Below are 20,300 nucleotides of genomic sequence, written 5' to 3'. Positions count from 1 at the left end.
GCCTCCGACTGGACGGTCAGCACAGCGCTACCAGCGGATACCCGAACGCGACCGACGTCACCCTCAATACCTGTTACCCAAGGTAACACTTAACGTCCGCTGATCCGAGCCTTCATCGCGGCAAGCCTCGCAGCGAACTCTGGAGTGTCGATCGAAGCGACCTGTGGCCGCAGCTCGGTCTCGACGGCCTCCGCGTGGTCGTGCATTGCATCGGTCACGCGCATCGTGGCCTTGATGGTCCGCACGAGTTCGCCCGGAGCCTCGGCGGAGTGTTTCGCCAGCTCCAGGGCTACCGCGAGTGGGTCATCGGCCTTGGCGAAGGCGAGTCCCTTCTCGACCGCGGCGTCGGCGTCCAAGATCTGCCCGAAGAGCGTCATGGCGGTGGCGACCTGGGGCCCGGTGATCCTCTGCAACATCCACGTCATGCCACCGCCGGGGTGGATCCCGAGCTGCAGGAACCGCGCGTCGAACCGCGCCTTCGGCCCCGCGACCCGGACGTCGGCTGCCAGCGCGAGGTTGAGCCCGGCCCCGACCGCGGCACCGTTGACGGCGGCGATGGTGGGAATGGTGGCGTTCGCCACTGCCAGGAAACCGCGGTAGATCTTCTTGAGGCCCTCGTCCTTGGAACTGCCGAGCTGCGTGAGGTCCGCGCCGGCGCAGAACGCGGGCGGTGCCCCCGTGACGACCAGCGCGTTGGCGCCTCGTTCCGCTTCTCCGACCTTGTCCGCGAGCTCCTGGGACAGGTCGATCGTGAGCGCGTTGCGCCGGTCCGGATCGTTGATCGTGATCACGGCGACGGAATCGCGGAACTCCAGCAGAACCTCGGCCATGCCCCGAACCCTAGGGTGCGAGCGGCCGGTCCAGCAGGCGGGACAGCACAACCGTCGACACGGTCCGGTCGATGATCTCCACGGCCCGCAACCGCTCCAGCGCCGTCTCGAGGTGGTGGATGTCCGCGGCGCGCAGGTGCACGATCGCGTCCGCCGCCCCCGACACCGTGTAGGCGGCACTGACCTCGGCCATCGGCTCCAGCCGGTGCTGGATGTCGTGCGGCGCGACGTTCCCCTTGCAGTGCACCTCGACGAACGCCTCGGTACCCCACCCCAGCGCCTCGGGGTCCACCACCGCCGTGAAGCCCCTGAGCACGCCGTTGTCCAGCAACTTGTCCACCCGCCGCTTCACCGCGGGCGCACTGAGCCCCACCTCCTTGCCGATCTCCGCGTAGCTGGAGCGGGCGTTGGCCATGAGGCACGAAATGATTCGCTGGTCGATGCTGTCCACACGCAACATTCTGCCCCAGATCACGCAATGTCGCGGCGTTGTTCGACGGTCCGCCAGGCATTTACATTTCGATCCATGACGGTATCCATCTCCGGGCCCGGCGAGCCGATCACGCTCGACATCGCCACGCCCCTAGCGCCGACGCGCATGCCGACGACCCGTCGGTACCTCATGTGCCCGCCGACGTACTTCACGGTGGAGTACGCCATCAACCCGTGGATGGACCCGACCCGCCCCACCAGCACCTCGCTGGCCGTGGAGCAGTGGACGGCGCTGAAGGAGACCTACGAACGCCTGGGCCACGACGTCCAGGTGATCGACCCCGTGCCAGGCCTGCCGGACATGGTCTTCTCGGCCAACAGCGGCACGGTGATCGACGGCCGCGTTCTCGGCTCGCGTTTCAGGGCGTCTCAGCGCGCCGCCGAGGCCGACCACTTCCGCCGCTGGTTCCTGTCCTCCGGCTACAAGTCGGTCGTCATGCCCACCGCTGTCAACGAGGCCGAGGGCGACTTCACCTGGACCGGCTCTTTGCTGCTCGCCGGCACAGGCTTCCGCACCGACCCTCTCGCGCACTCCGAGGCCCAGGAGGTGCTCGGCGTTCCTGTGGTGTCTCTGCAGCTCGTCGACCCGCGCTTCTACCACCTGGACGTGGCGCTGTTCATGCTCGACGACCAGTCGCCTTCTCCACTGGTGGCCTACTACCCGGAGGCGTTCTCTCCCGGCTCTCAGGCGGTTCTGCGCCGCCTGTTCCCGGACGCGGTGATCGCCAACGACGCCGATGCCGTCTGTCTGGGTCTTAACGCCGTCTCTGACGGTCGGCACGTTGTCATGCCTGTGGAGGCCACGCACCTGGCCGAGCAGGTGGCGCGGCGCGGGTTCGAGCCCGTGTTCGTGGACATCTCGGAGTTGCGTGCTTCGGGCGGCGGTCCGAAGTGCTGCACGATGGAACTGCGCGGCTAGACCTCGCCCACGCAGTCTGCTTCGAAGGCCCCCGTCAACGACGCCGGGGGCCTTCGTCGTTCGCCGGAGACGACGGTTCGATCCGCAGCCCACGAGCCACCGTCACGCCGCGCAGCACCAGGTGAGCATGCGGAGAATCGCGCTGAGGCCTGTCGTTCCGGCTGTCGTACCTATTAGGAAGGTCTAGCCTCGGCCCGGTGCCCGACATCCTCGTGATCGGCTTCGACCCGCACACCATCCCCGGCTTCGACCCCGCCCCCGTCGCAGCCGCCATCGAGCAGGGCAGCAGAGCATTCGCCGAGCTCGGTCTGGCCGAGGACCTCTTCCTCATCGACTTCGACGAGCTCGACGGCCGCGCGCAGACCAAGCTCGTCGAACGCCTTCGAGTCAGGCAGTACGACTGCGTCGTGGTCGGCGGCGGCATTCGCAAGGGGCCTGGGCTCTTGGAGCTCTTCCAAGTCGTGGTCAACTTCGTGCACTGGCACCAGCCGCAGGCCGCGCTCGCGTTCAACGACAGTCCCGGCGACAGTCCGGACTGGGTGCTCAAGGCGCTGGAACAGCGAAGAAACCGCTAGCCCGGCTCACTACCGTCGACGAGGTGCCCCACGTTCTCCTCATCGGCTTCGCCCCCGACTCCATTCCCGGCTTCGAACCCGGCGCGGTCGCCGCGAGCCTCGACGCCGGCAGCGAGCGGTTCCTGGAACTGGGCATGGTCGAGGATCGGTGCCTGATCGACTTCCGCGAGCCGAGCACCGCAGTAGTCGTCGAGCACCTGCGCAGCAAGCCGTACGACTGCGTCGTGGTCGGGGGAGGCATTCGCAAGCCCGCGGAGATGTTGGAGCTGTTCCAAACCGTCGTCAACCTCGTGCACCGGCACCAGCCGCAGGCCGCCATCGCGTTCAACTCGGGGCCGGCCGACAGCGCGGACTGGGCGCTCAAGGCACTCCGGCAGAAGTAACCCACAAAGTCGGGTGAACCGGAGCGGCCTTCCCTCCGTACACCTCATCAGACCCCGAACAAACGCTGTCCAGCGATCAAGTCCCCGCAGGTCAGCGCCCCCACACCCCGACCCAACTACCAAGCGTGACAGCATCCCTCGATCGCGTGGTCGTCGAACTAACCCGAACCGGAGAACCTAGCCGCCGCCGAACCAACGGACAGCTCCGCCAGTTCGTCGCACGAAGAACGAACTTCAGCAATGAGCAAGCAATCCGCTGACTGTCCGTTAGTGAGTCGTCGCTCGGTTCCCCGAAAACGTGACGAGAGTCACCCGGCGGGCCCTCAAGCTTGCCTGCGCTCGTGACGCGAGGTTACGTTCTCGCCCGCCGATAACGGTTTGGTCACCGGCAGGACAAGGAACCGCAGCTCGTAGGGTCCTAGGTCCCGCTCGGAATCCCCCGCCGAGTGAGCACGGTGGCCAAGCTCCCCGACGCAGGAGGCTCCCCCTTGGCCCGGCACAGCAAGGCCGCCGGCCGCACCGTGTACACGGTCGTGCCCAACGCAGAACTGAAGATCGGTGCGCACCGTGCCGAGGACGACAAGGTTCCGCTTGCCCACCGCGTGAGCGCCATCGTCGTCGCCGCTGGTGTCGCCGCCGGCACCGCCGCCATCGCGAACGCCGCCACCAGCGGCAACGCCACGGAGCTCGCCGCGGGTGCCGCCGAGTTGGGCGCTCTGCCCGACCAGCAGGTGCAGACCATCCAGACGGTGCACAACGTCAACCCGGGCACCCAGGTCGGCAGGCTCCTGCAGCACCAGCAGATGTACGCGCAGCAGGCGTTCGACCAGGCCACCAAGGTCGCCGCGAACGCGCACGCCGAGCGCGAGGCCGCTGCCAAGGCCGAGGCCGAGCGCCAGATCGAGATGCGCAAGCCGGCCAAGCAGCGCGAGGTCGAGGGCTGGATCAAGGAAGCCATCAAGGTCCTGCAGGCCAACGGCACGGCCATCGACAACAGCAGCGTCGACGAGATCTACACGATCATCATGAAGGAGTCGAACGGCAACCCCAACGCCGTCAACAACTGGGACTCCAACGCCATGCGCGGCACGCCGTCCAAGGGCCTCATGCAGTGCATCGACCCGACGTTCCGCGCCTACAAGCTGCCGGGGTACGACAACATCCTGGCGCCGGTCGACAACATCATCGCGGGCGTCCGCTACACCTACGCGCGCTACGGCGGCTTCCAGAACCACCCCGGTCTGGTCAACATGAACCTGGGTGGCGGCTACCTGGGGTACTGACGCTCGACGTGTCGGGGTGCGCGGAACGTGTCCACAAGCGATGCTGTCAACCAGGTTCACCCACAAGAATGGCGGCCCTAGCGGGCACACGCCCGGTAGTGCTCCCATCGAAGCGATTTCCCGAACGCAGGGAGTGGCCGATGAACGAGCAACAGGCACGCGACGACGAGCTGGCGAAGATCCGCTCGGAGGCGACGAGTTGGCTGGCCAAGATGGCCAAAGCCCAGCATCGTCCCGAAGTCGAAGCCCGCAGGCCTGAGCACGACGCCATGACACCCGCGCAGAAGTAGCAGTACCGCAACGAGCACCAGCGCCTCGGCTACGGCCGGGGCGCTTCTGCTTGGAAGGCCGCCCACAGCAGGTTGAGCGGATGATCGGCCGGGTGTTTCGCCAGTTCATCCGTTCGGGCGAAAACGCCCACAAGCCGCTCCAGCGAGTCATCTGCGAGCTCGACGACGCGGAGGCCCCCGCCCTCCCGGAGCTCGTTGTTCGACGCCACCACGCCCAAACCAGACGTCACGATCATGGCTCCCTGGACGAGGTTCGAGCGCAGCAGCGAGATGCCGTACTGGATCTCGTCGATCTCGGCCGCGATCTCGATGCTCTGCCGGTAGTCGGGACCGAACCAGCCGCGCAGGAACTCCGCGATCAGCCCAGCCCCCGGCACCACCAACGGCACCGAGCGCAGCTGCGGCACCCGCACCCGGTCGCCGACGACCGAGGCGGGCAGGTTCGTCAGCAACGCCAGTCCGCCGCGCCGCCACTCGATCACGTCGAACTCCGGCCGCTCCCAGCCCGCGCCGGCGTGCGTCACGACGCTGCCGCAGACGACGTCGACCTCCTTCGTCTCCAGCTTCGTCCAGATGTCCTTGGTGCGGATGTGCACGACCTTGAGGTCCACGTCCCGCTCCCGGAACTCGTCGGCGACGTGGTGCCACGCCTTCGCGAGCGTGTCCAGCATGTATCGCGTGGTCCCGACGGTGACGGTCGTGCCGAGCTTGCGGCGGCACTCGTGAATTCCGTCGAGCCACTCCGCGAGCGTCTCCCTCGCCAATTCGACGAGCGACTCACCAGTGGGCGTGAACAGCACGTCTTTTCCGCGGCCCTGCTTCACCACGAGCTGTTCGCCGCACAGTTCCTGAAAGTTCCTGTTCAACGTGTCGAGCTGCTTCTGCACGCTCGACTGCTCCCGTCCCAGCGCGCGGGCGGCACGCAGGGCCGAACGGGTCTCGTGAACGGTCAACAGAGTCCTGAGCTGGTCCAATGTGGTATCCAGGAGAGCGCCGGGCATGTTCAGCAGGCGGTGCAGCGAGGTGCTGGTGGGAAGCACCAACTGGGACGAGCCGGACATCGAGACCCTCTCTGGTGTTCTGCCGATCAGTTGAACTGAACTTGACCGCATTTCGCGCGCAAGTTTTCTGCAGATGCTCTTGCCGAATCGCTGGACACTTATCTGGAGCTGTACAAAACTATCTCCGGCAACCACGCGTGGGAGCCGATTCCGGGGGGAATCATTGGGGGGTGGGGGTCCGCCAGGCGCAAGCCGGCGGACCCCCAAGTATTACCCTCAGCCGTTGTGACGGCTTCCGCTCGCCTGGAATGGGGCACCACCTACCAGGTCACCGTGCTCGAACTCGGACTCGCCTGCTGCGGAGTCGAAGTGATGGCAGCTCTCGACCGCCTTCCCGATCTCGGCGTCACGCCGGTGGACGGCGCGGGCGAGGCGCACGTCCTCGTCGTCTCCGGCACCGTCACGGACGTCATGTTGCCCGCTGTCCTCCGCACTTACGAGGCCATGCCCGAACCCCGCTACGTGATCTCCGTGGGCGCCTGCAGCAACACCGGCGGCCCGTACTGGGACTCCTACAGCGTCACCAAGGGCATCGACCAGGCCCTGCCCGTCCACGTCGCCGTCCCCGGCTGCCCGCCCCGTCCCGAGGCGCTGCTCGAAGGCCTCAAGGCGCTGCACGGGCTGGTGAACGCGTGACGACCCCGAAGACCGCCTTCGGCCAGACGATCCACCACGTGGAGCTCGCCGGCTGGCTCGCGGCCGCGACCGAGCTGCACAGCGGCGGGCACACCATGTTCGACTGGCTCGGCGTCGAGGACGCGGGCCGCCCCGGTGCCGTCGGTCAGCGCCACGCGGTGTTCCTGCACGTCATCGACCCGCGCACGCGCGAGGGCGTGATGCTGAGGACCGAGGTCGGCACGAACGACTCCCTCGTGAGCGTCGCCCACCTCTGGAAGGGTGCGCGCTGGCACGAGCGCGAGGCCGCCGAGATGTTCGGGATCGCCGTCGCCGACGAGCCGGAGCATCTGCTGCTGCCCGACACCTTCCAGGGCCACCCGCTGCGCAAGGACTTCGTGCTCGCGTCCCGCGTCGTGCGCCCCTGGCCGGGCCGTCTCGAGCCCGGCGAGGACAACACGAGCGCCCCGAGCCGCCGCCGCACCGCACCACCTGGCGTGCCGGACCCGTCGTGGGGCCCGCGCCGTGAAGAGGAGAGCACGCCGTGACGAACCTGCCACCGCGGACGAGGGGCGTCATCGCGCTGCTGGACGCCAACTGCACGGTCTGCATGATCTGCGCGCGCGAGTGTCCCGACTGGTGCATCCACATCACCAGCCACACCGAGGTCGAGGAGCAGCCCGGCAGCGCCCGCCCGCGCAGCCGCAACGTGCTCGACCGGTTCGCGATCGACTACGGCCAGTGTCTCTACTGCGGCATCTGCGTCGAGGTCTGCCCGTTCGACGCCCTGCACTGGGCGCCGGAGTTCGGTTATCCGGGAACGGGCTCGCTCGAGGGCGACGGTGCCGTCGCGGAGCTGGTCCACGAACGGGACGTGCTCGCCACGTGGGTGGAGAAGGTCCCGCCGCCACCGCCGCTCGACCCGGCCGCCGAGGCCGCGCCGGAGACGGCGACAGGAACTGGCAGGCGCCCAGGATCGTTGAGGGGTAGGACGTAGCAGACCCGGAGGCGTAACCGTGCACAAGCACTTCAACGGGTTGAAGACGGCCGTGCTGCTCGGCGGGATGAGCGCGCTGATCGTGTTGGTCAGCAGCCTGTTCGGTCGCACCGCACTGGTCATCGGCCTGGTGTTGGCCTTGGGCGTGAACGCCTACGCGTACTTCAACTCGGACAAGCTCGCGCTGCGGGCGATGCGGGCGCGGCCCGTGTCGCAGGTGGAGCAGCCCGTGCTCTACGCGATCGTGCGGGAGCTGTCGCAGAAGGCGCGCCAGCCCATGCCGAGGCTCTTCCTGAGCCCGACGGTCGCCCCCAACGCGTTCGCGACGGGCCGCAACCCGCGCAACGCGGCCGTCTGCTGCACCACGGGCATCCTCGACCTGCTGGACGAACGAGAGCTGCGCGCGGTGCTCGGCCACGAGCTCGCGCACGTCTACAACCGCGACATCCTGATCAGCTGCGTGGCCGGCGCGCTGGCGGGCGTGATCACGATGCTCGCGAACCTGGCGCTGCTGGCCGGCATCTTCGGCGGCGACGGGGACGACGACGGCCCCGGCCCGCTCGGCCTGCTGCTGATCGCGCTGCTCGGCCCGGTCGCGGCCACGGTGGTGCGCCTGGCCGTGAGCCGGTCGCGCGAGTTCCAGGCCGACCAGTCGGGCGCCGAGCTCACCGGCGACCCGCTCGCACTGGCGAACGCGCTGCGCAAGATCGAGCTGGGGACGCGGGCGGCGCCGCTCGCACCGGAGCCGGAGGTGGTGTCGCAGAGCCACCTGATGATCGCGAACCCGTTCCGCTCGGGAGAGCAGTTCGCGAGGTGGTTCTCGACCCACCCGCCGATCGCCGACCGCGTCCGCAGGCTCGAGGAGATGGCGCGCAGGGCCCGTTAACGGCCTGCCCGCGCCACCGCCATGAGGTACTCGCCGTAGCCGGACTTGCCGAGCTTCTCGCCGAGCGCGTAGCACTCGTCGGCGGAGATGAAGCCCATCCGCAGCGCGATCTCCTCGGGACACGCGATGCGCACGCCGGTCCGGTGCTCCAGCACCTGCACGAACTGCCCGGCCTCGAGCATCGAGTCGTGCGTGCCGGTGTCGAGCCACGCGAACCCGCGGCTGAGGTCGACCAGCCGGGCCCGTCCCTCACGCAGGTACGCGAGGTTGACGTCGGTGATCTCCAGCTCGCCGCGCGGCGACGGCTTGAGGTTCCGCGCGATGTCCACCACGCCGTTGTCGTAGAAGTAGAGCCCGGTGATCGCCCGGTTCGACTTCGGCTCGGCCGGCTTCTCCTCGATGGACAGCAGCTTCCCGGTCGCGTCGACCTCGCCCACGCCGTACCGCTCGGGGTCCTTCACCTGGTACCCGAACAGCACGCAGCCGTCCAAAGAGGACGCGTGCTGCTGCAGCGTGGACGAGAAGCCCTGGCCGTAGAAGATGTTGTCGCCCAGCACCAGCGCCACGTCGTCGTCCCCGACGAAGTCCGCGCCGATGACGAACGCCTCCGCGAGCCCGTTGGGCGCGGCCTGCTCCGCGTAGGAGAAGGCCATGCCCCACTGGGATCCGTCACCGAGCAGCCGCCGGAACAACGGCAGGTCGACCGGCGTGCTGATGATCAGCACCTCCCGGATGCCGGCCAGCATGAGCACCGACAGCGGGTAGTAGATCATCGGCTTGTCGTACACCGGCAACAGCTGCTTGGAGACGGCCTGCGTGATCGGGTGCAGGCGCGTCCCGCTGCCACCGGCGAGGACGATGCCCTTCACCGGTAGTTGGTGAACTGCAGGGCGATCCCGAAGTCCGACCCCTTCAGCAGGGCGATGACGTCCTGCAGGTGGTCCTTCTTCTTGCCGGACACCCGCAGCTGGTCACCCTGGATCTGCGCCTGCACGCCCTTGGGCGCCTCGTCGCGGATCTTCTTGGCGATCTCCTTGGCCTTCTCGGACGTGATGCCCTGCACGAGATTTCCCGTGACCTTGAACACCTTTCCGGACACCGCGGGCTCGCCCACCTCGAAGGCCTTCATCGAGATGTTGCGCTTGACCAGCTTCTCCTGGAAGACGTCGATCGCCGCCTTGCACCGCTCCTCGGTCTCGGACGTGAAGGTGATCGCCTCCTCGCCGGCCCAGGCCACCGTGGTGTTGGTGCCCCGGAAGTCGAAGCGCGTGCTCAGCTCCTTGGCCGCCTGGTTGAGCGCGTTGTCGACCTCCTGCCGGTCCACCTTGCTCACCACGTCGAACGACGGGTCCGCCACGACTTCACTCCTCAACGATCTCGGGGTCACAGCCTGCGTCGATGCTACTGGGGTACCCCGATTTGGGTGCTCCCGAAGGGGTTATGTATTGTTCTGCCCGCACCGTTACGGCGGTGCGGGGCGGGTTGCCCGAGCGGCCAATGGGAGCGGACTGTAAATCCGTCGCGAAAGCTACAGAGGTTCGAATCCTCTACCCGCCACAGCAAGACCGAAGGCCCTGTGACCAGCGAGATCTGGTCACAGGGCCTTCGTCGTACTGTTCGAGCGCATATGGCTCGATCCCGTTTCCAACCCGCTGTGCCGAATACGCACCGAAGTTCGGCACAGCCTCAGTGGCGGATCGTTGGCACTTCAGTGCGTGCCGGTGCCTCGTCGTTCTGGGACTCACCACCTCAGCCGACGCGGAAGACCGGCCAGCCGATCTCCGTGCGCCACGCGGCGGGGTCGGCCGAGTCGCGCGGGCCGACCTGGTAGACCTCCCGCACCGGGCCGGCGACCGACATCGCGTTCTCCACGACCCAGGTTCCGAGTGCGCCGTACGTGACCTCGACGCCGTCGTGTTCGCCCACGTGGGTGGTGACGGCCAGTTCGGCGGCCGGGAGAGTCACGGGATGCACGCGTCCTGTGCGTGGCGGTGTGGCGGTCGGCAGGTAGACGAGTGCGTGGCCGCGTTCCTGTTCGAAGAGGGCGTTGTCGTAGTTGCCGCCCGGTGGTCCGGTGGCGGCGGGGCCGACGGCCGCTTCCAGTTCGGCCATCGCGCCGGCGAACCACGCGTCGACTTCGCCGTGCTCGACCACGGCCTCCACTGCGGCGACTGTCCTGGCGGGTTCGGCGCGCAGTTCGACGTCGATCGGTGCGGGGTCGGGCCGGAGCAGGCGTCGCAGTGACACGACCGCGGCTCTGGTGCGGTCGAGCACGTTCTCCAGGCGTTGCAGGTGGTCCGCGACCAGGGCGGCCCGGACTTCTGGGTCGGGGGTTCGCAGGATTCGCTGCACGTCGCTGAGGGGGACGTCGAGGTCGCGGAGCCGGTGGATGACCTGTGCGGTCGGGATCTGGTCGACGGCGTAGTAGCGGTAGCCGGAGCTCTCGTCCACCACGGCGGGTTCCAGCAGGGCGGCCTCGTGGTACCGGCGGAGGGTCCGCACGCTCAGCTGGGTCAGGCGCGAGAACTCCCCGATGGTCAGCACCCGGCCATTGTGGACTCTCTCCCAGGGGGAGAGTCCACGGCTTGACCCTCCCTCGCCGCGAGGTCGCACGGTGGGCTCATGACACAGCACACCGATCTGCTCCCGGCCACCGTCCGCGAGTTCCTCGCCGCCCACTTCGTCCGCGACGCCGACACCGCCTCGTCGTTCCTCACCGAGGACGTGGTGCTCGTCGACCAGGGCGAGACCGTCCGCGGCCGGGAGGAGGCCCGCGTCTTCCTGCGGGACGCCGGGTCCGAGTTCGAGTACACGACCGAACAGGTCGGCGCTCACCGCGTCGACGACACCCGCTGGGTGGTGATCGTGCGGCTCGAGGGCACCTTCCCCGGCGGTGTCGCCGAGCTCGACTACCGGTTCACCGTGCGGGACGGCCTCGTCGCCGAGCTCGTCATCGCCAACCACGCGTCCTGATCGCGTCGATCTTCAACGGAGAGCGAAATGTCTGGTTCGGATCGCGATCGTCTCGACGGTCGACGGGCGCTGGTCACGGGCGGGTCCAAGGGCTCGGGCAAGGCGGTCGCGGAGAGGCTGCGGGAGATAGGCGCCGACGTGTACGTGACGGCGCGGACGATGCCCGACGGGTACGAGCACCCCGACCGGTTCATCGAGGCGGACGTCACGACGGTCGAAGGCACCGCCGCGGTGGCCGCTCGGATCGCTGAGGACGGCGGCGCGCTCGACGTCCTGGTGCACGTCGTCGGAGGTTCGTCGACGCCGGCCGGTGGGTTCGCGGTCATCACGGACGACCAGTGGCTCACCGAGCTGAACCTCAACTTCCTGGGAGCGGTGCGGCTCGACCGCGCCCTCCTCCCGGCGATGGCCGAGTCCGGGACGGGCGTGGTGCTGCACTTCACCTCGATCCAGCGCGAGCTGCCCCTGCACGACGCGACCCTGGCGTACGCGGCGGCGAAGGCCGCTCTGCGCACCTACAGCAAGGGCCTCGCCAACGAGCTGGCGCCGCGGGGTGTGCGGGTCAACGCGATCAGCCCCGGCGGGATCGAGACCGAGGCCTACGAGAGGTTCGTGGACCGGATCGCCGAGGGCGGCGGAATCACCCGTGAAGCAGCCAAGCAGAGCGTCTACGACTCCCTCGGGGGAGTGCCGCTGGGACGGTTCGCGACCACCGCGGAGATCGCGGACCTGGTCGGGTTCCTGGTCTCGGACCGCGCCTCGGCGATCGTGGGCGCCGAGTACGTGATCGACGGCGGGACCGTTCCGACCGTCTGAAGCCGGTTGCCGGAAGAGGGAGCGGACCGCGAAACCGCGCCTGTAGGCTCCGCGCAGGATCGATGGGCCTCTGACCGGACTGGTCGGGGGCCCGTCGTCGTACGCAGACGAGGGGAATCTCCGTGCGCACGCAGATGGCGACCGAGGCCGGCCGGACGACCGCTCCGAGCGAGGACCGCGCGTTGGTCGGGCCGAACCTGCTCGCCGTGCTCGACGGCGTCACGGCCAAGCCCGAGAACGGATGCGCGCACGGGGTCGGGTGGTTCGCCGACCAGTTGGCCGCGGAGCTGTTGCGGTCCGCGCACCTCGGGCCCGCTCCGGCGCTGGCGGAGGCCATCAAGCAGACCCGCGAGCTGCACGGGGGTGGGTGCGACCTCGAGCACCCGGACAGTCCCAGTGCGACGGTCGGGCTCGTCCAGGTCAAGGACGACGTGCTGCGCTACCTGGTGCTCGGGGACGCGACCGTGGTGGTCGAGACCAAGGGCGAGCTGCGCGTGGTGAGTGACACGAGCACCAATCGCACGGCCGGTGCCGATCCCGTTGACGTGGACCACGCCGTGACCGGTGAGATCCCGCTGGGTGATGTGCGGCGGGTGGCGATCCTGTCCGACGGCGCGGCGCGGGCGGTGGACCTGTTCAACCTCTTCGACTGGCGTCAGGCGCTCGAACTGATGGCGGCGAACGGGCCGGACGACCTGATCCGCAGGATGCGCGCTGTCGAGAAGGAAGACGCCAAGGCCGTCGACTGGCCGCGGGCGAAGGTTTCCGACGACGCCACCGTCGTCTACCTCGAGCGGTAGGTCAGTGCCGCGGCGCCGGTTCCACGCCGCGGCGGCGGGCGATCGCCCTCATGTTGTCCTCGCCCCAGTCGCCCAGGGGGAGCAGCGCCTCGTTCAGGCGCGCTCCCAACGGGGTCAGCGAGTACTCGACGCGCGGCGGCACCTCGTGGAACACCTCGCGGTGCACGATCTCGTCCGCCTCCATCTCGCGCAGCACCTGGATCAGCATCTTCTCGCTGATGCCGGAGACGGACCTGCGCAGCTCACCGGTGCGCATCGGGCCGTGGTGCAGGGCCCACAGGACCAGTGCCTTCCAGCGTCCGCCGATCACGTCGATCGCCGCGTCGAGGCCGCACGCGTACTGCCGAGGCTTCATCCAGGATCCTTACCGAAAAGTGGGTACCTGACAAAATAGTAGGTACTTGTCGCCTCGACAGTGTCGGAACGAGCATTGCCGGCATGGGGAACACGAAAACCGTGAGCGTGCTCGGCCTCGGCCGGATGGGCAGCGCGCTCGCCACCGCCCTCGCGCACGAGGGCTTCGCAGTGCGGGTCTGGAACAGGTCGGCCAAACCGCGGCCGGCCGGCACGGTCGAGGCAACGCTGGAGGAAGCGCTCGCCGCCGACGTCGTCGTCACCTGTCTGTCCACTTACGACGTTCAGCAGCCGTTGCTCACCAACGGCGTCAAGACCCTCGTCAACCTGACGTCCGGCACGCCGGAGCAGGCACGTGCCACCGCGCGGTGGGCGAAGGAGAACGGCGTCGAGTACGTCGACGGCGTGATCATGGCCGTGCCGCAGCAGATCGGCACGGACCAGGCGCGGATCCTGTTCAGCGGCAGCGAAGACCACCACGTCCTGCAGGCGTTCGGCGAACCCGTGCACCTCGGCGAGGACGCCGGTCTCGCGGCGCTCTACGACCTGGCGCTGCTCGGCCTCATGTGGTCGACCTTCGGCGGCTACCTCCAGGCGCTCGCGCTCGTCGGCAGCGCCGGAGTCACGCCCGAGCGGTTCACGCCGCTCGCCACCGACTGGCTCGCCGTCGTCAGCACCCTCCTGCCACCGATGGGGGAGGAGACGCACACGAGGAACTACGAGACCGACGTGTCCGCGCTCGACATCAACGTGTCCGGACTGCGCCTGCTCACCGAGGCCAACGCGGAGCAGGGGCTCGACACGAGTCTCCCGCAGGTCCTGCACCACCTGTTCGAACGCGCCAAGCTCAACGGCCACGGCGCACACGGCATCGCGAGCGTCATCGAGGAGATCCGGAAGTGAAGTACCTGGGCAAGAAGGCCGTCGTCACCGGCGGCACGCACGGCATGGGACGCGCGGTGGTCGACAAGCTGGTCGACGGCGGCGCCGAGGTGCTGCTGACCGGCCGCACGACCGAGAAGGCCGCGGGCGTCAAGGCCCACGCCATCGCGTCCGACGCGGCGAACCTCGACGACATCGTCAGGCTCGAGACCGAGGTCCGCGAGCGGCTCGGCAGCATCGACCTGCTCTTCATCAACGTCGGCTACGCCACGCTGCACGAGTTCCACGACGTCACCGAGGACGACTACGTCCGCACGTTCGACGTGAACACCAAGGGCGCCTTCTTCACCGCGCAACGCCTCGCGCCGCTGGTCGAGGAGGGCGGTGCGATCGTCTTCACGACGAGCGTCGCGCAGACCGGCGGTGCGCGCGGGATGAGCGTCTACTCCGGCGCCAAGGCGGCAGTGCGGTCGTTCGGCCGCTCCTTCGCCACGGAGCTCGCACCGCGCAAGATCAGGGTCAACGTCGTCAGCCCCGGCTTCATCGACACGCCGTCCATGGGCGTGACCGGTGTGCCGCAGGACGTCCTCGACGCGTTCAAGCACGAAGGCGACGAGACGACGCCGCTCAAGCGCCACGGCACCCCGGACGAGGTCGCCGACGCCGTCCTGTTCCTCGCGTTCGACGCGACCTTCACGACCGGCGCCGACCTGCCCGTCGACGGCGGCCTCGGCCAGGGCGTGAGCGCCTGAGGAAAATTCTTCGGCTCACCTGTCACACATCGCGCGCCCGCCGGGTCGACCAGGCAGACGACGAGACAGGAGAACGAAGATGAGGATCACCAACCCGGTCATGTCGGTGCCCGGCGCGATGAAGGCCATGCTCGACCTGTCCGCGGCCGCGGCGACCACCGGTGTCGACAAGGACCTCGTGGAGCTGATCTGCCTGCGGGTCAGCATCGTCAACGGCTGCGGGGCCTGCATCGACTACCACACCAAGCTGCTGCGCGAGGCGGACGTGGCGGACGAGCGGATCTGGGCCGTCGCCGGCTGGCGGGACGTGCCGTACTACTCCGACGCGGAGAAGGCGGCGTTCGCGCTCGCCGAGGAGATGACCCACGTGCACGTCAGCGACGCCGTGTGGGACGAGGCGGCGAAGCACTGGAGCGAGCAGGAACTGGCCGGGCTGATGCTGGCGATCTGCGCGATCAACACCTGGAACCGGCTCAACGTCGGCTCGCGGCAGAAGGTGTCCGCCTAGGACAGTCCCACCAGGACGGGCGCCACAGGACGGGTGCAGCGGGAACGAACAGAAGAGACCGGCGCGCAAGAGCTTCCTCTCTCTTGCGTGCCGGTCTCCGCGCGCAGCATACCCCATGTCGAACAAATGTTCGATCACGACGGTCGGTGCGCTGTCAGATCGCGGCGAGAGCCGCGCGGCCGTCCTCGGTCAGCTCGGCGCAGACGCGGTGGCCGAAACTCGTGGGCTGCGTGGGGCGCAGCAGTCCCGCGTGCACGAGGTCGTGCGTCGCCATCTGGTCGCAGCAGGGCAGTCCGTCGACGTAGAGCTCGGGCTCGATACCGCCCGTGACCTCGGCGCGGCCCGCCTCGACAGCCCGCAACATCGATCTCGCTCTTCCGCTGAGCTCCATCTCGACCCCCCAGTGTGGTGTCCGAATCCGTTACCCCTTTGTCGAAATAGAGCCCGGATTCGTTCCACAAGTACGGTGCCGTTCGAGTTCTTCGCTTGTGTGAACAGGTGGATCATGTCTCATTAGGCCGTTCGAGCAGCGGTGACACGCCGGGGGACGAGCGCAGCGCCGGGCGGCGGGTCCACACGGTCCACCGCGGCCGGTAGCCGTGCGAGTACCAGAACGGCGTCGAGCGCGGGTTCGGCAGCGCGTGGTGGAGCAACGTCGACGCGACACCGGCGCGGTCCAGGACGTCGTGCGCGTGCGCCGTGAGCGCACTGCCCGCGCCCGTCCCGCGTGCGTCGGGTGCGACGCCGAGGTGCCCGAGGTAGGCGAACGGGCGCGCGGCGGCGAACCGGTCCATCCATCCGGCGTCCTGCGGCATGTCGACGTAGAGCATCCCGACGGGCGTGTCGCCGTGGACCGCGAGCCACATCGCCTCGTGGTCGCGGTCGAGCACCTCGGCCAAAGCCGTACGAAGGTGTTCCGCGGAGTTCGGGCGTTCGTTGACCATGCCGAACGCCGAGTCGTACCGAACGGTGTGCATGTTCAGCTCGACCGCCACGTCCAGGTCGGCCCTGGTCGCCGGCCGCACGCTCACCTCGGTCGGCCGTGCGGCCGCCGACGTGCCGGCGGAGCGTTCGGCGATCACGGTGAGCGGCGCGAAGCCGTGGTGGATCAACGGCAGCGTCGCCGTGACCTCGTGGCTCGGCACGGTCACCAGCGCCGCGGTGTCGGGGTCGTCGAGCCCGGTCAGCCGGGTCTCCCACTCGTCGAGCAACGCGGGCAGGTCGCAGCCCGGCTGCCAGGCGAGCCTGTGCGTGCGCAGCGGTCCCCAGGTCGCCCCCAGCGAATCCGGATCCGTCTCGGTGAGGGAAAAGATCTCGGCCACGCCCCATCCGACCATGGCAGGGTCGGCTTGTGGAGATCTACGTCGTGGACTCGTTCACCGACCGGCCGTTCGCGGGCAACCCCGCCGGCGTCGTCCTCCTGACCGAACCGCGCGAGGACGCCTGGATGCAGGCCGTCGCGGCCGAGATGAAGCACGCCGAGACGGCCTTCGTCACCCCCGACAACCACCTCCGCTGGTTCACGCCGGAGGTCGAGGTCGACCTGTGCGGGCACGCCACGCTCGCCACCGCTCACGTGCTCGGCGGTGAACAGGAGTTCACCACGCGTAGCGGCGTCCTCACATGCACGAACGACGACGGGTGGGTCCACATGGACTTCCCCGCGGACCCGCCAGAGTTGATTGACCCGCCAATCGGACTAGCGGAAGCGCTGCCACATGCGACGATCAAGTCCGTGGCGCGTGGACGGTACGACCTGCTGGTCGAGCTGGGGAGCGCCGCGGAGGTCCGTTCCGTGCGACCCGACGTCCAGAGAGTGGCACAATTTCCGTCACGCGGAGTAATCGTGACGGCGGTCGGAGACGGCGAGGCGGACATCGTCAGCCGCTGCTTCTACCCCGCCGTCGGCATCGCGGAGGACCCCGTCACCGGTTCGGCCCACTGCACGCTGGCGTCCTATTGGGTGCCCCGGCTCCACCGCGCTGACCTGCTGGCGGAGCAAGCGTCGCCGCGCGGCGGGGTGGTCAGGGCGACCCTCGCCCAAGATCGCGTGCGGCTGTCGGGGCGGGCCGTGACGGTGCTCCACGGGCGCCTCACCGTCTAACCACGTCTGGGTGAATCGACGTCACCAAGGGTGCTCGACCTGCCATTTTGTCCCCCGAGCGGGGTACATTGGTGCCCCTGGAGGGGTCCTGATCGCCAAGTGCGGGACCCCTCAGTCACGCCTAGAGGTTCCCCCCACCCAGGCCGACGAGGAGGCTGGATGTCCGACCGAGCGTCGGCCCCCGTGTCGGACTCGGCCGCCTGGTCGGCCAAGTCGACCAACCGCGCGTTCAGCGCGTTCGCCGTCACCCTCCTGGTGGCCGGCGTCGTCTGCGCGGGCATGGTCGCGGCCTGGCTGCCGGAGAAGGAGAACACCTCCCTCTACTGGATCGGCCCGCTGCTCGTCGTCGGCTTCCTGCTGGCCGAGCAGCTCGCGATCAACGTCGACGTCCGCAGCGGCGTCGCGTGGACGATCTCCTTCACCGAGATCCCGCTGGTCCTGGGCCTGCTGGCGGCACCGTTCGAGATCGTGCTCGCCGCGCACGTGGTCGCGGGCGTGGGCACGTTGCTCGGCAGGCGGATCCTCGACAGGGCCGTCTACAACGCGGGTCTGATGTTCATGGAGATCTCCGTGGCGTTCGCCGCCGCGGAGGCCGTGAACCGGATGATCGGCGAGGGCGGTCCGTTCTGGGCGGGTGCCTTCGTCGGCACGATCACCGTGCCGATGCTCGCGAGCGTGCTGGGCCTCTGCGCGTTGCGGCTCATGGGCAAGTCGATGCGCGTCGGCAACAGCCTCCGTCTCGTCCTGCAGACGCTGGTCGTGGCGCTGCTGAACACCTCGATCGGTCTCGTCGGCTACCAGATCGTCGCCACCACCGAGTGGGGCGGCGTGCTCGTCCTGCTGGTGCTCGCCGGCATCGTGGCCACCTACCTCGCCTACTCCGGCCTGTTGCGCGAGCAGCGCGACCTGGAGGCGTTGAGCGAGGTCAGCCTCCGCGTCGCGAGGTCGGGCCAGCACGGCACCGGACCCCGCCAGCCGGAGGACGACCTCACGGCGAACGTCGAAGAGGACGAGTGGCAGCAGATCGCGGAACGCATCCGCGAGCAGCTCAACGCGAACAGGGTCGTGCTGCGCCTGCGCACCGACCCGCAGGAAGCCATGATCACCCTCGTCGCCGGCGAACCGCTGCCCGAGGAGATGACCGCGACGGACCCGCGGGCCGTGCGCGAGGACCCCGTCCTGCAGCTGCCCGGCACGCACGTCCGCTACTACCGCGTCGCCGACGCGACCGAGGACGTCACCGAGGCCCTGCTGCGCCGCGACGCGCAGGAGGCCCTGGTCGTCCCGTTGCGCGGCGCGACCCAGCTGCTCGGCGCCGTCGAGGCGCACGACCGGCTCTCCCGCTGGCGCGGCTTCGGCAAGGCCGACATCCAGCTGCTCCGCACGCTCGCCTCGCACCTCGCGACGGCCGTGGACAACCGCCGCCTGCTGGCCCGCCTGCGCCACGACGCCTACCACGACCCGCTGACCGGCCTGCTGAACCGCGCGGGCCTGCGCGAGGCGTGCGCCGAGCCGTTGCGCGACTCCCAGCGGGGCGTGGTGCTCCGCATCGACCTCGACATCCTCTCCACGGTCTCCGACGCGCTGGGCCAGGCCTGGGGCAACCGGATGGTCGTCGCCGCCGGACGCCGGCTGCGCGACGCCCTCGGGGCCGACGTGCCGCTGGCCCGGCTGGAGGGCGGCGCGTTCGCGGCCTTCCTCGACGACTCGCGGTCCGGTGAGGCCCACGAGATCGCCGAACGCCTGCGCGCCGGCCTGTCCGTGCCGTACCCCGTCGACCGGCTCACCGTCGAGGCCTCGGCCGTCGTCGGCTACGCGTCGAAGGCGGACTCCGAGACCGAGGACCCGGACCCGGACGTGTTGCTGCAGCGCGCGGACGTCGCGGTGCGCGCCACGACCGAGGGCACGCCGGTGAAGGCCTACGCGCCGTCGATGGGCCACCTGTTCCTGCGCCGCTTCCAGCTCGTGACGCAGTTCCGCCAGGCCGTCGAGACCGGGCAGATCTCGGTGCACTACCAGCCGAAGGTCGCCCTGCCGTCCCGTCAGGTCGTGGGCGCGGAGGCGTTGGTGCGCTGGACGCACCCGGAGTTCGGTCGCGTCGACCCGGACGAGTTCGTGCCGGCCGTCGAGGCCACCGGTCTCGTGGACGTGCTGACGGACTTCGTGATGGACCGGGCCCTCGAACGCGTGCGCCGCTGGCTCGACCGCGGCCTGCGGATGTCCATCGCGGTGAACCTGTCCGTGCGGACCCTGGGCGACGAGGACTTCCCGAACCGCGTCGAGGCCGCGTTGCGGCGCCACGACGTGCCCTCGGGCCTGCTGACCTTCGAGCTCACCGAGTCGGGCGTCATGGCCGATCCCGAGCGCGCCCTGCCGGTGCTGCGGCGCCTGCACGCGATCGGCGTCGTGCTGGCCGTCGACGACTTCGGCACGGGCTACTCGTCACTCGCGTACCTGCGCCAGCTGCCGGTCGACGAGGTGAAGATCGACAAGTCGTTCGTGCTCGGGATGGGCACGGACCTCGGCGACATGGCCGTGGTCCGGTCGATCGTGGAGCTCGGGCACTCGCTCGGTCTCGTCGTGGTCGCCGAGGGCGTGGAGGACGACGCCGCACGCGACCAGCTCGTCGGCATGGGCTGCGACGTGGCACAGGGGTACCTGATCTCCCGGCCGCTCTCCGAAGATCGCTTCGAGGCGTGGCTGCGGGCACGAACGGTGCAGGTCAGGGGTGCTCGCGATGAGACGGTGCTCACGCTCGTGCACTGAGGGGACCCCCGGAT

25 protein-coding genes, 1 tRNA gene and 1 pseudogene are annotated in these 20,300 nt (G+C 69.0%); 18 read left to right on the top strand and 9 right to left on the bottom strand.

Features of this window, described 5'->3' with window-relative positions; translation table 11 throughout:
- Positions 1 to 89: 89 nt before the first annotated feature.
- Both ACFWV3_RS09320 and ACFWV3_RS09315 read right to left on the bottom strand, forming a co-directional pair.
- The gene (locus ACFWV3_RS09320; RefSeq protein WP_382410019.1) at positions 90 to 830 is read right to left on the bottom strand and encodes an enoyl-CoA hydratase; all 741 of its coding nucleotides are present in this window, start codon (positions 828 to 830) and stop codon (positions 90 to 92) included.
- A 10-nt stretch (positions 831 to 840) separates the two neighbouring features.
- The gene (locus ACFWV3_RS09315) at positions 841 to 1,281 is read right to left on the bottom strand and encodes an Lrp/AsnC family transcriptional regulator (RefSeq protein ID WP_109628898.1); all 441 of its coding nucleotides are present in this window, start codon (positions 1,279 to 1,281) and stop codon (positions 841 to 843) included.
- 147 nt (positions 1,282 to 1,428) lie between these two features.
- Here ACFWV3_RS09315 and ddaH point away from each other — a divergent pair, with 147 nt between their 5' ends.
- The 5 genes and pseudogenes from ddaH (at position 1,429) to ACFWV3_RS09290 (ending at position 4,772) form a co-directional block, all read left to right on the top strand.
- On the top strand, positions 1,429 to 2,241 hold the full coding sequence (ddaH, locus tag ACFWV3_RS09310; protein WP_382410480.1) for a dimethylargininase: 813 nt from the start codon (positions 1,429 to 1,431) through the stop codon (positions 2,239 to 2,241).
- A gap of 197 nt (positions 2,242 to 2,438) precedes the next feature.
- The gene (locus ACFWV3_RS09305; protein ID WP_382410017.1) at positions 2,439 to 2,816 is read left to right on the top strand and encodes a hypothetical protein; all 378 of its coding nucleotides are present in this window, start codon (positions 2,439 to 2,441) and stop codon (positions 2,814 to 2,816) included.
- Between the two features lie 23 nt (positions 2,817 to 2,839).
- On the top strand, positions 2,840 to 3,199 hold the full coding sequence (locus ACFWV3_RS09300) for a hypothetical protein (RefSeq protein WP_382410015.1): 360 nt from the start codon (positions 2,840 to 2,842) through the stop codon (positions 3,197 to 3,199).
- A 932-nt stretch (positions 3,200 to 4,131) separates the two neighbouring features.
- Positions 4,132 to 4,482, top strand: a pseudogene (locus ACFWV3_RS09295) (transglycosylase SLT domain-containing protein); the annotation flags it as partial.
- 140 nt (positions 4,483 to 4,622) lie between these two features.
- Positions 4,623 to 4,772: a hypothetical protein gene (locus tag ACFWV3_RS09290; RefSeq protein WP_382410013.1), complete on the top strand. Its 150-nt coding sequence runs from the start codon at positions 4,623 to 4,625 to the stop codon at positions 4,770 to 4,772.
- Between the two features lie 29 nt (positions 4,773 to 4,801).
- Here ACFWV3_RS09290 and ACFWV3_RS09285 read toward each other — a convergent pair whose 3' ends face one another.
- On the bottom strand, positions 4,802 to 5,833 hold the full coding sequence (locus ACFWV3_RS09285; protein WP_382410011.1) for a LysR family transcriptional regulator: 1,032 nt from the start codon (positions 5,831 to 5,833) through the stop codon (positions 4,802 to 4,804).
- A 225-nt stretch (positions 5,834 to 6,058) separates the two neighbouring features.
- Between ACFWV3_RS09285 and ACFWV3_RS09280 the strand changes: the two genes are divergently transcribed.
- The 4 genes from ACFWV3_RS09280 to htpX are packed head-to-tail and all read left to right on the top strand — an operon-like array spanning position 6,059 to position 8,331.
- Positions 6,059 to 6,469, top strand: a complete 411-nt coding sequence (locus ACFWV3_RS09280; RefSeq protein WP_382410009.1) for an NADH-quinone oxidoreductase subunit B — start codon at positions 6,059 to 6,061, stop codon at positions 6,467 to 6,469.
- On the top strand, positions 6,466 to 6,996 hold the full coding sequence (locus ACFWV3_RS09275; RefSeq protein ID WP_382410007.1) for an NADH-quinone oxidoreductase subunit C: 531 nt from the start codon (positions 6,466 to 6,468) through the stop codon (positions 6,994 to 6,996). Before ACFWV3_RS09280 ends, ACFWV3_RS09275 begins: the two co-directional genes overlap by 4 nt.
- A complete protein-coding gene (locus ACFWV3_RS09270; RefSeq protein WP_382410006.1) occupies positions 6,993 to 7,445 on the top strand; it encodes a 4Fe-4S binding protein in 453 nt (150 codons plus the stop codon). The genes ACFWV3_RS09275 and ACFWV3_RS09270 overlap by 4 nt, the downstream gene beginning before the upstream one ends.
- Positions 7,446 to 7,464: 19 nt before the next feature.
- Positions 7,465 to 8,331, top strand: coding sequence for a zinc metalloprotease HtpX (gene htpX / locus ACFWV3_RS09265; protein ID WP_382410004.1), 867 nt, complete (start codon positions 7,465 to 7,467; stop codon positions 8,329 to 8,331).
- Here the strand turns inward: htpX and rfbA are convergent.
- The gene (gene rfbA, locus ACFWV3_RS09260) at positions 8,328 to 9,200 is read right to left on the bottom strand and encodes a glucose-1-phosphate thymidylyltransferase RfbA (protein ID WP_382410002.1); all 873 of its coding nucleotides are present in this window, start codon (positions 9,198 to 9,200) and stop codon (positions 8,328 to 8,330) included. The two genes, htpX and rfbA, sit on opposite strands and share 4 nt — an antisense overlap.
- The gene (locus ACFWV3_RS09255; RefSeq protein ID WP_086666415.1) at positions 9,197 to 9,688 is read right to left on the bottom strand and encodes a YajQ family cyclic di-GMP-binding protein; all 492 of its coding nucleotides are present in this window, start codon (positions 9,686 to 9,688) and stop codon (positions 9,197 to 9,199) included. The genes rfbA and ACFWV3_RS09255 overlap by 4 nt, the downstream gene beginning before the upstream one ends.
- 119 nt (positions 9,689 to 9,807) lie before the next feature.
- Between ACFWV3_RS09255 and ACFWV3_RS09250 the strand changes: the two genes are divergently transcribed.
- A tRNA-Tyr gene (locus ACFWV3_RS09250) sits at positions 9,808 to 9,888 on the top strand.
- A gap of 192 nt (positions 9,889 to 10,080) precedes the next feature.
- Here ACFWV3_RS09250 and ACFWV3_RS09245 read toward each other — a convergent pair.
- Entirely contained in the window at positions 10,081 to 10,875 is a 795-nt protein-coding gene (locus ACFWV3_RS09245) for a MerR family transcriptional regulator (protein WP_382410000.1), read from the bottom strand.
- Positions 10,876 to 10,953: 78 nt separating this feature from the next.
- Here ACFWV3_RS09245 and ACFWV3_RS09240 point away from each other — a divergent pair, with 78 nt between their 5' ends.
- From ACFWV3_RS09240 to ACFWV3_RS09230, 3 genes are all read left to right on the top strand, one after another.
- Positions 10,954 to 11,304 carry a nuclear transport factor 2 family protein gene (locus ACFWV3_RS09240; RefSeq protein WP_382409998.1) on the top strand — a complete coding sequence of 117 codons (351 nt, stop codon included), beginning with the start codon at positions 10,954 to 10,956 and terminating at the stop codon, positions 11,302 to 11,304.
- 27 nt (positions 11,305 to 11,331) lie between these two features.
- Entirely contained in the window at positions 11,332 to 12,120 is a 789-nt protein-coding gene (locus ACFWV3_RS09235) for an SDR family oxidoreductase (RefSeq protein WP_382409996.1), read from the top strand.
- A gap of 122 nt (positions 12,121 to 12,242) precedes the next feature.
- A complete protein-coding gene (locus ACFWV3_RS09230; protein ID WP_382409994.1) occupies positions 12,243 to 12,920 on the top strand; it encodes a protein phosphatase 2C domain-containing protein in 678 nt (225 codons plus the stop codon).
- A gap of 1 nt (position 12,921) precedes the next feature.
- On the opposite strand, the gene ACFWV3_RS09225 is transcribed toward ACFWV3_RS09230, so the two are convergent.
- Positions 12,922 to 13,275, bottom strand: coding sequence for a winged helix-turn-helix transcriptional regulator (locus ACFWV3_RS09225; RefSeq protein WP_382409992.1), 354 nt, complete (start codon positions 13,273 to 13,275; stop codon positions 12,922 to 12,924).
- A gap of 83 nt (positions 13,276 to 13,358) precedes the next feature.
- Between ACFWV3_RS09225 and ACFWV3_RS09220 the strand changes: the two genes are divergently transcribed.
- The 3 genes from ACFWV3_RS09220 to ACFWV3_RS09210 all read left to right on the top strand — a co-directional run bounded on the left by ACFWV3_RS09220 (position 13,359) and on the right by ACFWV3_RS09210 (position 15,416).
- Entirely contained in the window at positions 13,359 to 14,177 is an 819-nt protein-coding gene (locus ACFWV3_RS09220; protein ID WP_382409990.1) for an NAD(P)-dependent oxidoreductase, read from the top strand.
- Positions 14,174 to 14,908 carry an SDR family NAD(P)-dependent oxidoreductase gene (locus ACFWV3_RS09215; protein ID WP_382409988.1) on the top strand — a complete coding sequence of 245 codons (735 nt, stop codon included), beginning with the start codon at positions 14,174 to 14,176 and terminating at the stop codon, positions 14,906 to 14,908. Before ACFWV3_RS09220 ends, ACFWV3_RS09215 begins: the two co-directional genes overlap by 4 nt.
- A gap of 79 nt (positions 14,909 to 14,987) precedes the next feature.
- Positions 14,988 to 15,416 (top strand): carboxymuconolactone decarboxylase family protein, encoded by a 429-nt coding sequence (locus tag ACFWV3_RS09210; RefSeq protein ID WP_382409986.1) that lies wholly within the window; start codon positions 14,988 to 14,990, stop codon positions 15,414 to 15,416.
- 154 nt (positions 15,417 to 15,570) lie between these two features.
- Here ACFWV3_RS09210 and ACFWV3_RS09205 read toward each other — a convergent pair whose 3' ends face one another.
- Complete coding sequence (locus ACFWV3_RS09205; protein WP_382409984.1) at positions 15,571 to 15,780, bottom strand: hypothetical protein; 210 nt, start codon at positions 15,778 to 15,780, stop codon at positions 15,571 to 15,573.
- A gap of 139 nt (positions 15,781 to 15,919) precedes the next feature.
- On the bottom strand, positions 15,920 to 16,738 hold the full coding sequence (locus tag ACFWV3_RS09200; RefSeq protein WP_382409982.1) for a GNAT family N-acetyltransferase: 819 nt from the start codon (positions 16,736 to 16,738) through the stop codon (positions 15,920 to 15,922).
- A gap of 29 nt (positions 16,739 to 16,767) precedes the next feature.
- Here ACFWV3_RS09200 and ACFWV3_RS09195 point away from each other — a divergent pair, with 29 nt between their 5' ends.
- Both ACFWV3_RS09195 and ACFWV3_RS09190 read left to right on the top strand, forming a co-directional pair.
- Complete coding sequence (locus ACFWV3_RS09195; protein ID WP_382409980.1) at positions 16,768 to 17,520, top strand: PhzF family phenazine biosynthesis protein; 753 nt, start codon at positions 16,768 to 16,770, stop codon at positions 17,518 to 17,520.
- A gap of 159 nt (positions 17,521 to 17,679) precedes the next feature.
- Complete coding sequence (locus tag ACFWV3_RS09190) at positions 17,680 to 20,286, top strand: putative bifunctional diguanylate cyclase/phosphodiesterase (protein ID WP_382409978.1); 2,607 nt, start codon at positions 17,680 to 17,682, stop codon at positions 20,284 to 20,286.
- Positions 20,287 to 20,300: the final 14 nt, after the last annotated feature.

This window comes from Lentzea sp. NPDC059081 (assembly GCF_042738015.1).
Taxonomy (GTDB): domain Bacteria; phylum Actinomycetota; class Actinomycetes; order Mycobacteriales; family Pseudonocardiaceae; genus Lentzea.
This window is presented reverse-complemented; position numbering and strand designations above follow the sequence as displayed.